The sequence below is a fragment of the Vibrio sp. Isolate33 genome, assembly GCF_022397895.1.
In the GTDB taxonomy this organism is placed as follows: Bacteria; Pseudomonadota; Gammaproteobacteria; order Enterobacterales; family Vibrionaceae; genus Vibrio; species Vibrio pomeroyi.
On record NZ_JAKEUP010000002.1, the window covers coordinates 293,165 to 307,967 of the forward strand.

Annotated in this window: 12 protein-coding genes; 5 read left to right on the forward strand and 7 right to left on the reverse strand. The window is 45.1% G+C overall.

All coding sequences use genetic code 11. The features are described from left to right. The first annotated feature begins 37 nt into the window (after window positions 1-37). From L1D37_RS04570 to L1D37_RS04585, 4 genes are all read left to right on the forward strand, one after another. Window positions 38-607 (forward strand): hypothetical protein, encoded by a 570-nt coding sequence (locus L1D37_RS04570; protein ID WP_048669044.1) that lies wholly within the window; start codon window positions 38-40, stop codon window positions 605-607. A gap of 6 nt (window positions 608-613) precedes the next feature. Next, complete coding sequence (mfd, locus tag L1D37_RS04575) at window positions 614-4,075, forward strand: transcription-repair coupling factor (protein WP_239847022.1); 3,462 nt, start codon at window positions 614-616, stop codon at window positions 4,073-4,075. A 63-nt stretch (window positions 4,076-4,138) separates the two neighbouring features. Continuing rightward, entirely contained in the window at window positions 4,139-4,906 is a 768-nt protein-coding gene (locus L1D37_RS04580; RefSeq protein WP_019822453.1) for a peptidoglycan binding protein CsiV, read from the forward strand. 147 nt (window positions 4,907-5,053) lie between these two features. Next, window positions 5,054-5,599, forward strand: coding sequence for a GNAT family protein (locus tag L1D37_RS04585; RefSeq protein ID WP_239847024.1), 546 nt, complete (start codon window positions 5,054-5,056; stop codon window positions 5,597-5,599). A 131-nt stretch (window positions 5,600-5,730) separates the two neighbouring features. Here L1D37_RS04585 and L1D37_RS04590 read toward each other — a convergent pair whose 3' ends face one another. The 7 genes from L1D37_RS04590 to hinT all read right to left on the reverse strand — a co-directional run bounded on the left by L1D37_RS04590 (window position 5,731) and on the right by hinT (window position 12,344). Then, window positions 5,731-7,020 (reverse strand): NAD(P)/FAD-dependent oxidoreductase, encoded by a 1,290-nt coding sequence (locus L1D37_RS04590; RefSeq protein ID WP_017632170.1) that lies wholly within the window; start codon window positions 7,018-7,020, stop codon window positions 5,731-5,733. A gap of 509 nt (window positions 7,021-7,529) precedes the next feature. Beyond that, a complete protein-coding gene (gene ycfP / locus L1D37_RS04595; protein WP_017632171.1) occupies window positions 7,530-8,069 on the reverse strand; it encodes an alpha/beta hydrolase YcfP in 540 nt (179 codons plus the stop codon). 108 nt (window positions 8,070-8,177) lie between these two features. Then, entirely contained in the window at window positions 8,178-9,032 is an 855-nt protein-coding gene (locus L1D37_RS04600; RefSeq protein WP_239847026.1) for a phosphotransferase, read from the reverse strand. 203 nt (window positions 9,033-9,235) lie between these two features. Further along, window positions 9,236-9,826 (reverse strand): penicillin-binding protein activator LpoB, encoded by a 591-nt coding sequence (gene lpoB, locus L1D37_RS04605; RefSeq protein WP_017107631.1) that lies wholly within the window; start codon window positions 9,824-9,826, stop codon window positions 9,236-9,238. A gap of 138 nt (window positions 9,827-9,964) precedes the next feature. Beyond that, window positions 9,965-10,348 carry a YcfL family protein gene (locus L1D37_RS04610; protein WP_017632173.1) on the reverse strand — a complete coding sequence of 128 codons (384 nt, stop codon included), beginning with the start codon at window positions 10,346-10,348 and terminating at the stop codon, window positions 9,965-9,967. After that, complete coding sequence (locus tag L1D37_RS04615; RefSeq protein ID WP_239847028.1) at window positions 10,348-11,739, reverse strand: hypothetical protein; 1,392 nt, start codon at window positions 11,737-11,739, stop codon at window positions 10,348-10,350. The genes L1D37_RS04610 and L1D37_RS04615 overlap by 1 nt, the downstream gene beginning before the upstream one ends. Window positions 11,740-11,993: 254 nt before the next feature. Beyond that, window positions 11,994-12,344 carry a purine nucleoside phosphoramidase gene (hinT, locus tag L1D37_RS04620; protein ID WP_004736268.1) on the reverse strand — a complete coding sequence of 117 codons (351 nt, stop codon included), beginning with the start codon at window positions 12,342-12,344 and terminating at the stop codon, window positions 11,994-11,996. A gap of 276 nt (window positions 12,345-12,620) precedes the next feature. Here hinT and L1D37_RS04625 point away from each other — a divergent pair, with 276 nt between their 5' ends. Next, the gene (locus L1D37_RS04625; RefSeq protein WP_239847030.1) at window positions 12,621-14,612 is read left to right on the forward strand and encodes a methyl-accepting chemotaxis protein; all 1,992 of its coding nucleotides are present in this window, start codon (window positions 12,621-12,623) and stop codon (window positions 14,610-14,612) included. Window positions 14,613-14,803: the final 191 nt, after the last annotated feature.

The window sequence follows — 14,803 nt, forward strand, 5'->3', positions numbered from 1 at the left end:
TAGCGATAATCAATAGATCACTTCAAGGAACTAACGCATGACAGAACAAGAGTTTTTCACCGTTCACCACAGCCTTACCGCTAATATAGAACCAATGGAAAGTAACTTCACTTTACCTTCTCAAATTCAGTTCGAATCCGAGATCCCTGCCCCTTTCGTTGTGGCGAGTGAATTTAGCCAATTGGACCTGTTAGCCGACAGTGCTCGCGCTGAACTGAAAAACAGCGACTTGAAGAATGTCACCAGTTTATTGGATGCACAAAACTCTAAATTAAACCTGTTGTTGAGCTTTATGTTATCGCAGCAAGATGAAGAGAAGTTTCGTACTCACACCTACTCTTTCGGTGCGAGTCAATTTTCCTGTTTTTCAAAAACAGATATCGAAGCGGGACGTTTGGTAAAAGCTAAACTGTTCCTAGAACACCCTGCCGCGGCCATTTATTGCTACGCAGAAGTGTTTGCAAGCCAACCTAAAGATTCAGGTTTCGAAATCAACTTCAAATACGCTCATCTTCGCGATACCGACCAAGACCTGCTAATCAAAGCGGCACTTCATCAACAACAGAAACTTTTGCGTCAACGCTCTCTAGAACGAGATAACAAGTAAATTAACATGACCAAACAATCTATTTTTACACTACCTACACTCAAAGGAGCCGGTGACAAGAAACACATCGGTAACCTAGTTGGTTCGTCTCTCGCTCTGGCCATTGCTAAACTCGCAGAGCAGCATAACAGCCATACCGTACTTGCAGTGCCAGACCCACAAGTCGCACTTAAGCTACAATCTGAAATTGAACAGTTTACGGCACATGAAGTCGCACTATTCCCAGACTGGGAAACACTGCCTTACGACAGCTTTTCTCCACACCAAGAGATCATTTCAGATCGTATTGCACGCCTTTATGCCTTACCGACATTAAAAGACGGCATCACGATCGTACCGATCAGCACGCTACTTCAGCGTCAATCACCGCGTGACTTTTTGCTGCAACACACCCTAATGGTGAAAACAGGCGATCTTTACTCTTTAGAGAAACTGCGCCTGCAACTTGAAAAGTCTGGCTATCGTTACGTAGATCAAGTGTTTGGCCCAGGTGAATACGCAAGCCGTGGTTCGATTCTCGATCTGTTCCCGATGGGCAGCAAAGACCCGTATCGTATCGACTTCTTCGATGATGAGATCGATACCATTCGCACCTTCGATCCTGAAAACCAACGTTCTATCGAAGACATCTCTGAGATCCGCCTGTTACCTGCTCACGAATTCCCAACCTCGGAAACGGCAATTGAAGATTTCCGTATTCGTTGGCGCCAACAGTTTGATGCCCGCCGCGAACCAGAATCGGTTTATATGCAGGTATCTAAAGGCACATGGCCTGCTGGTATCGAGTATTGGCAACCGCTGTTCTTCGATCACACAGAAACGCTTTTTGACTATGTTGCCGATGAAGCGCAACTCTTGGTTCTTGGTGACGTAGAAACCGCGGTTGATTCATTCCTTGCTGATGTCGCTCACCGATACGAGCAACGTGGGGTTGATCCATTAAGACCACTGCTGACGCCTGAGCAACTTTGGTTGAAGAAAGACGAACTATTCGCACACTTCAAACAGAAGCCACAGGTCAACCTAAGCCTAGATTCGATTGAAGAGAAAGCAGGCCGCACTAACTTACCTGTCGTGTCATTACCTGACCTCAGCGTTCAGCATCAAAATAAAGAACCTTTAGCCAACCTAAGAAAGTTCACAGAGGCCTTCGATGGCAAAGTGGTATTTTCGGTTGAATCAGAAGGTCGTCGTGAAGCGCTGAGTGAGTTGCTTCGCGGTATTAAAGTACGACCAAGCGAAGTTGAAAACCTCGATGGCGCAATTAAAGCGAAAGACAAGTTCAGCCTCATTCTTGGCTCAGCTGAACACGGCTTTATCCATGAAGAACAAAACATCGCGCTTATTTGTGAAAGCGACTTACTTGGCGATCGTGTTGTTCAGCGTCGTAAGAAAGATAAGAAAAGCGTCAACAGCGACACCGTAATCCGTCACCTTGCGGAACTTAAACCGGGTCAGCCGGTTGTTCACATTGACCACGGTATTGGTCGCTACATTGGCTTGCAAACACTCGAAGCCGGTGGCATGAAAACCGAATACGTAACACTTGAGTATCAAAATGATGCCAAGTTGTACGTGCCTGTTGCTTCTTTGAATCTCATCGGACGCTACTCTGGCGGCGCTGAAGACTCTGCACCACTGCATAAGCTCGGTGGCGAAGCATGGCAGAAAGCGCGTAAACGTGCCGCGGAGAAAGTCCGTGACGTGGCCGCAGAATTACTGGATGTTTACGCCAAGCGTGAGCTGAAACCGGGCTACAAATTTGTATTGGATCGCGGTCAATACGCGACCTTCAAATCTGGCTTCCCGTTTGAAGAAACCGATGACCAAGCAATGGCAATCAATGCGGTTATGTCTGACATGTGCCAAGCAAAAGCCATGGACCGCCTAGTGTGTGGTGATGTTGGTTTTGGTAAGACAGAAGTGGCGATGCGCGCAGCGTTTGTATGTACCGATAACAGCAAACAAGTAGCAGTGTTAGTTCCAACCACCCTACTTGCTCAGCAACACTTCGAAAACTTCCGCGACCGTTTCGCCAATTTGCCAATTCGTGTCGAAGTTCTGTCTCGATTCAAATCAGCCAAAGAACAGAAATTAATCATGCAAGATGTCGCCGACGGTAAGGTCGATATCTTGGTCGGTACTCACAAGCTGCTTTCTAGTGATATTAAGTTTAAAGACCTTGGCTTGTTGGTTGTCGATGAAGAGCACCGCTTTGGTGTTCGTCAGAAAGAAAAAGTAAAAGCGATGCGTGCGGATGTCGACATATTAACGTTAACTGCGACGCCTATTCCACGAACACTAAATATGGCGATGAGTGGCATGCGAGACTTGTCTATCATCGCAACGCCGCCAGCTCGACGCCTAGCAATCAAAACCTTTGTACGTCAAAGTGATGATGCCGTGGTGAGAGAAGCGGTACTTCGTGAAATCATGCGTGGTGGTCAGGTTTACTTCCTACACAACCAAGTTGATACGATTGAGAAAACCGCTGAATCACTGCAAAAGCTGATTCCAGAAGCGCGCGTGACGGTGGCTCATGGTCAAATGCGAGAGCGCGAACTAGAACGCATCATGAATGACTTCTACCACCAGCGCTTTAACCTTCTGGTGTGTACAACCATCATTGAGACTGGTATCGATGTTCCAACGGCGAATACCATCTTAATGGACAGAGCCGATAACCTTGGTTTAGCACAGCTACACCAATTGCGTGGCCGTGTGGGTCGTTCTCACCACCAAGCTTATGCTTACTTGTTAACACCACACCCTAAAGCAATGACCAAAGATGCGATTAAGCGATTAGACGCGATTGCCTCTCTGGAAGACTTAGGCGCGGGCTTCACACTAGCAACTCACGATTTAGAGATTCGTGGTGCAGGTGAGCTATTGGGTGATGAGCAGAGTGGTCAGATCCAATCAGTCGGCTTTACCTTGTACATGGAGATGCTTGAACAAGCGGTTGAAGCATTGAAAGAAGGTCGCGAGCCTTCACTTGATGACCTATTACGTGAGCAAACTGAGATAGAGATGCGCTTGCCGGCTCTATTGCCAGATGACTATATCCCAGACATCAACACACGTTTATCAACCTACAAACGTATTGCGAGCGTGAGTGACACCGATGAATTGGCAGAGCTTAAAGTTGAGTTGATTGATCGCTTCGGTATTCTTCCTGATGCCACCAAGAACTTATTGTCAGTTTCTGAGCTTAAGTTAGCGGCTGCGTCTATTAAAGCGAAGAAAATTGAGGCTCACGATAAGGGCGGATTCTTAGAATTCTACCCGGATGCTGACATAAACCCGGCCTACCTTGTTAAACTGTTGCAATCTCAACCGCAAAAGTTTTCAATGGAAGGACCAACTAAGTTCAAGTTTACGATACCATTGGTCGACAGACGGAAACGAATTCAATTTGTTAGTGATTTATTGGGCGAATTCAGACAGAACTTGCTGCCTTCAGCATAAGACCCAATACACTTGCACATATAAATTATCCAGCCGGTAGTTCGGCTGGAAGACGGAGTAAAAATGAAAAGACTGATCCCACTGCTACTATTGTTCGTCTCACTGCCAAGTTTGGCGCAGAGACAATTTGATATAGAAGTGATCATTTTTAAGCGCGCTGTTGATGCAGAAAAAGTAAATGAATCTTGGCCAAACACACAGCCTAAGATTTCACTTGAGCGCGTTGGTTCATTTCAAGATACCCAATACCGAGCGAAGAAAGGCGTGCAGATGCTTCCTTACTCGGAATACAAGTTAACACCTCAGAAAGACAAGCTACGTAAACACGCTGGCTTTGAAGTTCTGATGCACACTGCTTGGCGTCAAGGTGACCAAGGTAAGAGCTCAGCACCTGTTTTCCACATTCAAGCAGGTAAAGATTTCTCAAAACAGTTCAATGCCGACGGCTCTGAGAAGGGCGCTGTGACTGCTTCAAATCCAGATGGCTTCCAAGAAGAGACCATTGATAAGCCGCTTTACGAATTAGATGGCAAGCTGCAAATCTACGTACAGCACTATCTATATGCTGAAACGACGCTGGATTTGAAAGCGCCAAGCGTTCGTGAAGTGACGCTTCAAGAACAGCAAATCGAACTAGACTCGCCAGTAAGTGGTGCAGAGAGCAATGTTCAGGTGGGTAACCTTACAGAGATCTCTCCGACCGTTGAAGTACAAGAGTTCCTTAAGAGCTACCGTATGGAGCAAAAACGTCGCATGCGCAGTACAGAGACTCACTACCTAGACCACCCGCTTCTTGGCATGGTGATTCAAGTACGTCGCGTCGCTCAATAAGCCACGTAATCAGTCTTCAGCTAGCAGCTCAACTATCCTTATAGAAAGTGGAACTTGATATAAAGAATTGAAGTTGTATTAAGCATTGAATACGCCCTCCATTGTGAGGGCGTTTTATTAGTCATCACATGTTATTTGGTGCGTCCTATGAGCCCAGACTTTCAGATCAATACACAGAATCTAAGCCTTAAAATCATTGAAGCCTCAGATGCTCAAGAGTTTGCTCAGCTGATCAAATCTTCACCGAGCTTATTACCTTGGGTAGACTGGTGTCATGATGAGTTTTCTATCGTCGAAGCCGAAAAGTTCATTCTGGCAACTCGCCTGAACTGGGTCAAAGCCGATGCATTTGGTTTTGGAATCTTTGAGCGAAAAACCGATAAGCTGGTCGGAATGGTGGCGATCAATGAGCTTTACCACACCTTCAATATGGCGAGTTTAGGTTATTGGGTCGGTGACGAGTTTCAAAGGAGAGGCATTGCCAAAGAAGCGATGCTGACTTTGTTTGAGTTCTGCTTTGCTCAGCTTAAGCTAACGCGCCTAGAGATCGTTTGTGATACCGAAAATCTACCAAGCCAAAAGCTGATAGAAAAGTGTGGTGCAGAGCGAGAAACCATCGCTAAGAATCGATTTCTCTTTAACGGAAAACCGAAAGATGGCGTCGTTTACTCGGTATTACCGCCAACGGCTTAACCGCTACAACTCAGTGATAAGCGCAAATATCACTAAACTGGGTAAATATCACTTAACTGGCACGATCAAAAAAGAGCTCCGAAGAGCTCTTTTTTATTATCAGCGTGAAGCCATTTATCAGGCTTAGCTGATTAGTGAAGCTTTAGGTTTGGACGAAGTACACGGTTAATACGACCAACCAACATCATCAGTGATGTTTTGATCAAGCCGTGAAGCGCCATCTGGTGCATGCGGTACAAAGAGATGTAAACCACACGAGCAATACGACCTTCAACCATCATCGAACCTTTAGTCAGGTTCCCCATCAAGCTACCTACAGTAGAGAAACGGCTTAGTGAAACCAGTGAGCCTTTATCTTTGTAGATGTAGTCTTTCAGGTCACGACCGTTCAGCTTAGCAATGATGTTGCTGAATGCGCAGCTTGCCATTTGGTGAGCCGCTTGTGCGCGTGGAGGAACAAATGAACCATCCGCTTGTGTACATTGTGCCAAGTCACCGATAGCAAAGATGTTGTCATCCAGTGTCGTTTGCAGCGTGTTTTTCACAACCAGTTGGTTGATACGGTTAGTCTCAAGACCACCAATATCTTTCATGAAGTCTGGCGCTTTAATACCTGCTGCCCATACCATGATTTGCGCAGGGATCTTGTCGCCGTCTTTGGTTGTTAGACCATCAGCATCAGCTTGCGTCACCATAGTATTCGTACGAACGTTAACACCAAGCTTTGTTAGCTCAGAGTGTGCTGCGCTTGAAATACGAGGAGGAAGAGCAGGAAGAATACGCTCACCCGCTTCAACTAGGTTTACGTTCAGCTTGCTTGAATCTAGATCACCGAAACCGTAAGTACGAAGCTCTTTGACTGCGTTGTGAAGCTCAGCAGAAAGCTCAACACCCGTTGCACCCGCACCAACAATAGCGATATCTACCGTACCTTGACCGTTCTTAGCGTGAAGCTTTAAGAACTGGTTGTTCATTTCAGTACGGAAACGGTGTGCTTGTTCTGGGCTATCAAGGAAAATACAGTTGTCACGAACACCTGGAGTGTTGAAGTCGTTCGACGTTGAACCTAGTGCCATAACAAGAATGTCGTATTCAAGTTCACGGCTTGGCATCAGCAGTTCACCGTGCTCATCTTTCAGTTCGCTCAGTGCAATCACTTTACGTTCACGATCGATGTCGTTCAGGCTGCCCATTTGGAAGTCGAAGTAATGGTTTTTTGCATGTGCGCGGTAGCTTAATGCATCAACACCTTCATCCAGTGAGCCAGTTGCTACTTCATGAAGTAATGGTTTCCATAGGTGGCTTGCTTTACGGTCTACCAGAGTGATCTGGGCACGTTTCTTACGACCTAAAGTTCGGCCTAGCTTAGTTGCTAGTTCTAAACCACCAGCACCGCCGCCTACTACGATAATTTTTGTCACAATGACAATCCTCTACAAAATGAATAAATGGGGTTCGGTCCGATTGCTCCAACCGATAAATTCTATGTATCTACTCGGCCTTGTTGATAAGGCTGTGACATATTGGATAACCGCGAAAAAGAATAACGACAGCTCACCGAGTAGTTAGAGGGATTACAAACAACAAACATTCGTTTGTCGCTCTGCTCACATGGATAAAAAAGGCGTCTACCTGAGAGATAGAACGCAAATTATGGGCAAGTTTTTCACTCGCTCTCAATTTTTTTTGATATTTGTCAAAATATTTTGCTTGGGAACATTATATATAGCAAAAAGATGACCGCAACAAAAATCCTTACCCGCAATGAGGATTCGCGGCTAATTAGTTAACGTTTGCGCAAACTTATCTATAAATGCGCAAACCGACCGATAAAACATATACAACTGCTTTATCAATACCAATCTCTAAGATTCAGATGTGAAAAAGCAGCACCCAAATGAGCACTGCTTTTATAAAATAACAGGAGTGATTAGGCGTTCTTAAACGCTTTCATTGCCTGAAGGTGCTGAGAGATCTTTTTGAATTTATGACTCTCTTTCTCGTCCCAGATTACGTCGTAGTAATCTTCGAGCGCAGCGGCTGTTTTACTATTGTCATGAATCTCATCTTCACGAGAAAGCACCACTAAACAACGACCTTTGTTCTTCATACGATATTGAGCGACACACTTAGTAGCGATGTCTTCGTACTCTTCTGGGCGGTCAATGCGACCCACCATGTTGTTCTCAGGGTGCAGATTCGGGTTGAAGACCACCTGCTTAATGCCACATAAGAAACCAATACGCTCAGACCAAAAACCACCTAAACCAACACCACAAATAATTGGATGCGGATCATCGGATTGTTCTATCACTTTATGCACTTCTTTTAGCAAATGCTGCATATCGTGTTTTGGATGCAAAGTACTGTAGTTGATGAAACGAACGTCATCATCAATGAATTGCAACTGCAGTATTTTTTCGTGATTGCCCGGGCTTGTTGAGTCGAAGCCATGTAGATAGATAATCATTGTACCTCCCCCGTTGAATATTGGTACGTTTTGATCAATCTAACACGAAAAACAAGGTTTTAAAGGGAAGACCACCGAAATTATATTTTTCACTTCCTAAACGTGATCCTAGCTACATAAAGTGTGACTTAGAGCCTCTGCTTCGCGCAGGTAACTTTCATCACCCCATAGCTGGTGAGCGAGCAAATACCACAGCATCGCCATCATTTGGCTTCTTGGTAACCATGCTTCAACCCCATCGAGCCAAGGCTGAACATCATGAATGCCTCGCAGCTGACAATACTTGTTAACCGCTTGCGAAACTGGCGCACTTGCAACCGCAATGGTTAAGGTTAGATCAAGCCTAGGGTCTGCTAACGCTGCGTATTCCCAATCAATAATCTTAATCTCGTCGCTGCTTCTCACTAGGTTGTAGCCACCTAGATCAAAATGGCACAAAGATAGGTCAACGCTCGGAATACTTGGAGCGGTTCGCCACTCTTGATAAATTTTGGTACACATTTCTGTTTTATGAATCGCATCAAGCTGCAGCCAGTAATGGTCGACTCTCGCTGTAAAACTGAAAGGTTGGAGCGGCAATCGCGCAGTGTTAACCAGATGCACAGAGATCAACGTTTTCAACAGGTCTTCAATGTCTAACCCTTCATAAAGAGTCTCACCATCAATCCATTCAACCAGTAGCCCTTGCTCATTCACTACCATCGGGCTTGGGCCAATACCAAGACGTTCAATCGTCGATAGCACTTGATACTCTTCATGACGAGAGATAAAGAAGGCTTTGGTGATCGGTGTGATTGGGCGCCACACATACGCTGTGCCATCGGCTGAAACCAGCTTCCAACATCGATTAGTCAAACCGCCTGTCAGAGTCTGCGCCCTAACCGGTGATTCAGCAAAGTAACCATCAAGCGAACTCAAACTGGTATCAAGAAGCTTAGCCTCAGACCAAGAAAAAATTGCCATTGCTCATTCCCTATAAACGTCTTTGTTTCCCTACAAAAAAGACACTGACCAAAAGCCAGTGCCTCTTAATTCACAGCACATCATGTACTGCATTGGCGTGTGACCAAGCTATGCACTCTCAAGATTAAGCACCGTCAAGATCAAGTACTTTCAAGAGTAAGCGCTGTCAAAACTGGCGGCGCATAGTTGGCAAGTAAGCGAAATTAAAGACCCAGTAGGCTCTTAGATTGTTGCTTACGGATTTCAGTCTCATCAGCCCACTCGATCAAGCCAGACTCAAGATCCATTAGACGCATAGTCATTTTGTAGTATACGTCTTCATCGCTACCGTCTTTCTTCACGATGCTAGATAGGTTGCCGTACAACATGTACTGAGCACCAACCATTTTACCGAACTGGATTGCTGAGCTTTGGTTTACTAGCTCATCATTGTTTTGGAAGTTCAGTTGGTCACGAACAGACTCTACACGATCCATATCAACGAAACGGAACTTACCAGAGTTCAGCATCTTAGTACTGATTGTGTCAGTGATTGACTCAGTATCGATGTGCTCGCTTGTTTTGTTCTTGATACGCTCAACGAACACGATTGGACGCTGTTCACGAGTAATGTAAGACACTGAACCAGAAGCCATCATGCTATCGACCATTTCACCCGCAATCGTTTGAAGGTCAGTTGAACCGAAATCGATTGTCGTGGTTTCTACTGCTTGTGCATCACCGTAGCTTACCTTGTTCGAACAACCGCCTAAAATAACCGCTAAACCTAGTAGCGCAATGACACTCTTTTTCATTTTGTTTCCTCAACTTATCACTGAGTGGGGTTACCCACACTCTTAAATTCTTGTCTGTGCGAATCAATGAATCCGCTTTCTGAAACTCTAGTCGATGTTAACTAAAGCCAGTTGTCACTAAATCTATTCTAATCGGGCTTACTGCTCTCGGAACTGAACTCGGAACTGAGTTGCCTTCGGGTTTACCGACACTTCCGACAACGAAAGACTTTCAAAGCCACGAACAATCGCTTGTTTCCAAGGGCCTTGTTTTAGGTTGACCTCAAGCCCGGCATCGTCGTACCAGTAAAAACGATAAAGGATATGTTGGTCGCCCTTATAGTTACTGTTTAAACGTACGATTCCTCGCGTATGACCGTCGACCAGATCGGTGCGGATATCTTCAACCTGTAAGCGGCTACCCAATACTTTGTCACCAAAGAAAACGTTCTGAGTCAAACTATCAACCCTTACGCCAGCTGTATTATCAGCACAACCAGCCAGAGCCATAACCGCTGCTAAGCTCACTAACCACTTTTTCATTACAGCCTCCCTAGCTGTTTATGCCACATTGTTGCGTTATTCCCTTGTCGAGAAATCCAAACCAAGGTGGTCTGCCCTTCTCGAATATCAAAGTCATACGTTTTAGCGCCCGCTTCTAACGTATATTGACCGCTATTTGCTACAAACGTGCTGCTCTTAATCTCTGCAGGCAAAGATTGCCAACTGCGCGTGTCTGGCTGCTCTGTCAGTGTGTTCCACACATTAAACAAGATATTACCGACATCATCGCCCTTGGTTGCTTCTTTACGAATGCGATCTTTCGCGACCACACGCAGCGCTTGGCGAATAACAATTGTCGTCATGCGCTCAGATAAATCGTTCTGAGCCATCGCGTTTACATCCGTAATCAAGTGTTCTTGTAACGGTTGTCCGCTGATTCGTAACGCAGAAAAACGCTCTACGTTTTGGCTCGGATAATATGGCAGCGCAAGAGAATATATTGCCCCTTGATCGCGACTGTCATAAACAGGTAAATCCAATCGCCAACTGTCCATAGCTTGAACAGCGCTTTGCTCTTGAAGAACAATCACACGGCCTTGACCGCCGCTAAGCTTAGACGATTGCTTGTAACGCTTTTCAAGTGTCTCTAAATCTTGTCTCATTCCTAAACGAGCGGCTGTCGCCATCGTTCTATCGATGATCTCTTGGTTTTCCGGCATAACCGCCAGAGCACGTCGATAGTCGACATATGCGCTGTTTAAATCGTTCGACGCTTCATATAGCAATCCCGACAAAAACATCAAATACGCATTCTGAACTGACTGTAACTTCTTACCCGCATCCGGATAATTGGCAAGGATACTACCGACATTGGCAGACAAGCCCTGCTTCTTCGCATCATTAGCGGCTCTTTCTAGCTCAGCTTCACGTTGCTTCTTTGCTTGTTCTTGAACTTGATTGGCGCGACGCATTTCAATCACCGCACCTTCTAAATCATTTTTCTTGAGGTAGTTCAAACCGAGATAGAGATGAAGAAAGCCTAACTCGTAATCGGGCGGCACATATTCGGTAATGTTGTCGTTAACAGCCAACGCACCTACGCTGGTTGCACTGTCTGAAATAGAGATCACGGCTTTGTTTTGTTGATCTTTTACGGCCTGATCAGCCAGTTCAAACGAAGACTTACTCTCAGGGTACTTTTGATCCAGCAGGTTAATTCTGCCTCTTTCAAAGTTATCAAGGATGTCGCCTGCTGCGTAATCTGGTAACTCTTGTTGAGCCTCTGAATAATCTCCAGATTTCACTGCTTGATAGATAGCTTTGTTTTGCGCGCTGTAATGACTGAACAGGCTGCCTGCAGACATACTCGCACAACCCGCGGTCAACGCCGATAACAGGGCAATGGAAGCGAATCTAAACTGTTGCTTCACTTATCGTCTCCGTGCATGTTTAAAATGCCAACTTTGTTAGGGTCTGTTGACCATAGTCTCGTTATCAAAACGAAACGTGTTGTTAAAAGGATCTTAAGCAAGTGGATACCTTGCTTTTTAGGCTCTACCTAATCGATGCCGATATTCAGACAACAGATAAAACTTAAAGTTGGCATACAAACTACAAATTTTCCAACTAGCTCTTTATGTTACTTAACTCGTTACCTTTTCGGGCTAGCTCATTAACTAACGCACTAGCTCATTAGCAGAGGACCAAGCGGACGACCACCCACTAAGTGCATATGAATGTGGTAAACCTCTTGGCCGCCGTGAGAATTACAGTTCACGATAAGACGGTAACCATCTTCTGCGATGCCTTCTTCTTTAGCTAACTTACGCGCAACGGTAAACATACGTCCCATCATCGCTTCATCTTCTACTTCAACATCATTGGTCGTTGGAATCAGCTTGTTCGGGATGATTAGGATATGACTAGGAGCGCGAGGGTTAATATCGCGAAACGCCGTTACTAAGTCGTCTTGGTATAGCAGATCTGCAGGAATTTCTTTATTGATGATCTTACTAAAGATGGTTTCTTCAGCCATGTTTTTCTCCGATAAAACATTTACTTTTTAATGTTTTGAGTATGCGCTATGCCGCAACAAACCACAATAAATCCGCTTTAAAGCATAATAAAAAACACCGTTCAAATCAAAGAAAACCAGTGTTAGCTCTCAAGAATGGCATGTTGATTATAACTGAGGGTTATTTTTGCCGTATGCGTCATAAAATGCGTAAGCGGAGCTCAATAGAATGCTGACAATTTTGTTAGTTTTACTTTGACCTGACATTAGGTCTGCATTTTTATTAGGGAGAAAGCCATGAAGGGATCTGTGATCAAGCGTATGTACGCTGGTTTCGCACTGATCATCATCATGTTCGCAGTCACGATAACCATCATGATGAACAGCATGAATCAGATACACAGCAATTTTGAGAGTGTCTCAGAAACCTCATTACCGCTTGTTGCGCTTTCAAATCAAACAAGTGTTCAATTGCTCTCTGCTGACAAGTCATTCAAAGACTTCTTAACCACACAAAACGCTGAACGCATGTCTGCAATGCGCACAGAGTTTGCTGCATCACAAAACTCTTTTTCTGAAGTTCTAAGCAATCTAGAAGCGGCAAGCCAGAACGACGCCACACTCATAGAACGCATCGCACAATTGCGAGCGATGGAAGAGCGCTACTTTACTGAAGCAGACGAAGCGATGAACAACTACGTCGCGATGTTTGAAGCACAAGAACAAGTACAAAAAGCATCACGTGACTTCCAACGCCTGCATTCAGAATTAACGGTTGGCATGAAAGAGTACGTTGCTGACCAGAAAAGTATCTCTGTAAAAGTGATGGCGAAGAGCTACTTCATCAAACTGCAAGACGCTGAGGTAATCACTTCAGATGCACTAGCAAGCTCTGATGTTGCCTTCGTACAGAAAGCCGTTAACCAAAACAAGAAAGCAGTGACTCACCTAAACTACGCATACCGCGGCTTGGCAACACAGCTTCCTGCACTTAAAAATGTCTTCGACGAATCGGTTCAGAAATTCACTAAAGACGTTGGCCAAAAAGGCGGCGTGTTAGACAAACACAACAACTACCTACAAGCGAAACAAGCGCTGTACGTCAACATCGCAAACCTAGCGGTTGAAGTAGACCAAGCGATGGCGGTATTAGATTCATTCAACGTAACGGCAGAAGAGCAACTTAACGCTTCACTGGCAGACGCAAGCAGCATTTACGACAAAGGCCTATTCAACGCAATTGCGATTGGTATTGTTGTAACGGTATTCGCTGCTGCAATCGGCTACCACATTGCACACAGTGTAAGAGAGCCACTAACTCGTATTCTAGGGACATTAGAAGGCTTAACCGAAGGTGACATGACTCAGCGTATCGACATTCGTTACGACAACGAATTCAGCCGCGTGAGCCGTCACATCAACACCTTGGCCGACAACCTACACAATATCCTTGTGAAGTTGAATGACGCTTCAGATGACTTGACTAAGACCGCAAGCGTAAACCAGAAGACCTCTTCTGAAACGCAGGCTCAACTGAACAGCCAACGTGAACAAACCGCTACCGTTGCAACAGCAATGACAGAGATGTCTCATTCTGTGCAAGAAGTGGCGAACAGCGCGCAAAGCTCATTAACCATGGTTCAACAAGTGGAATCAGCGTCTGAATCTGGTCGTCAGATCATGAACACCAACATCAGCACCATCAACCAACTAGAGGTTCGCTTGAACGAATCTGTAGGTGCTGTGGGTGAACTGCAACAGATGAGTAGCCAGATTGGTTCAATCCTAGATGTGATTCGTGGCATCGCGGAGCAAACCAACCTACTCGCGCTGAACGCAGCCATCGAAGCAGCGCGTGCTGGTGAGCAAGGTCGTGGGTTTGCGGTCGTTGCCGATGAAGTTCGAGTACTGGCACAGAAGACAACGCAATCGACGTCTGAAATCGAAACCATGATTAGCAACTTACAATCAAGTTCGAAGACAGCAAGCAATGTGATTGAAAGCTGTATGAGCGATATGGACATGTCGGTTCAACAAGCATCCAGTGCAAACAGTGCGATGGAAGAAATCCAAGCATTGATTCTAGAGATCAGTCACATGAGTACACATATCTCTCAAGCAGCCGCTGAGCAGAGTGAAACGTCTGGCGATATTGCACGCAACATCGAAGACATCAACCACATCGCAGATAAGAGTTACCAAGCGATGTCATCAATTGCAGAAGCGAGCCAAAACCTAACGATTCTGGCAAATCAGCAAGGTGATTTAGTACATCAATTCAAACTATAGATAAATGAAGAATCGATAGATATTTAGTGAGATTCTTGAGACTTCTTACCCAATAGTGGTAACTAATTGAGCTAGGGCAACTTTTATCAAGGGTTGCCCTTGTTTTTTATGAGCTTTGTCATTATATGATTATTAAGGCTTGCTGCTTCCCGTTTTTTCTTTCACCTTTATGAGCGAGCCGCTATTAAGGA

Coding starts and splice junctions, on each gene's coding strand:
- L1D37_RS04570 (WP_048669044.1), top strand. CDS start 38: ATGACAGAACAAGAGTTTTTCACCGTTCACCACAGCCTTACCGCTAAT.
- mfd (WP_239847022.1), top strand. CDS start 614: ATGACCAAACAATCTATTTTTACACTACCTACACTCAAAGGAGCCGGT.
- L1D37_RS04580 (WP_019822453.1), top strand. CDS start 4,139: ATGAAAAGACTGATCCCACTGCTACTATTGTTCGTCTCACTGCCAAGT.
- L1D37_RS04585 (WP_239847024.1), top strand. CDS start 5,054: ATGAGCCCAGACTTTCAGATCAATACACAGAATCTAAGCCTTAAAATC.
- ycfP (WP_017632171.1), bottom strand. CDS start 8,069: ATGATTATCTATCTACATGGCTTCGACTCAACAAGCCCGGGCAATCAC.
- L1D37_RS04600 (WP_239847026.1), bottom strand. CDS start 9,032: ATGGCAATTTTTTCTTGGTCTGAGGCTAAGCTTCTTGATACCAGTTTG.
- lpoB (WP_017107631.1), bottom strand. CDS start 9,826: ATGAAAAAGAGTGTCATTGCGCTACTAGGTTTAGCGGTTATTTTAGGC.
- L1D37_RS04610 (WP_017632173.1), bottom strand. CDS start 10,348: ATGAAAAAGTGGTTAGTGAGCTTAGCAGCGGTTATGGCTCTGGCTGGT.
- hinT (WP_004736268.1), bottom strand. CDS start 12,344: ATGGCTGAAGAAACCATCTTTAGTAAGATCATCAATAAAGAAATTCCT.
- L1D37_RS04625 (WP_239847030.1), top strand. CDS start 12,621: ATGAAGGGATCTGTGATCAAGCGTATGTACGCTGGTTTCGCACTGATC.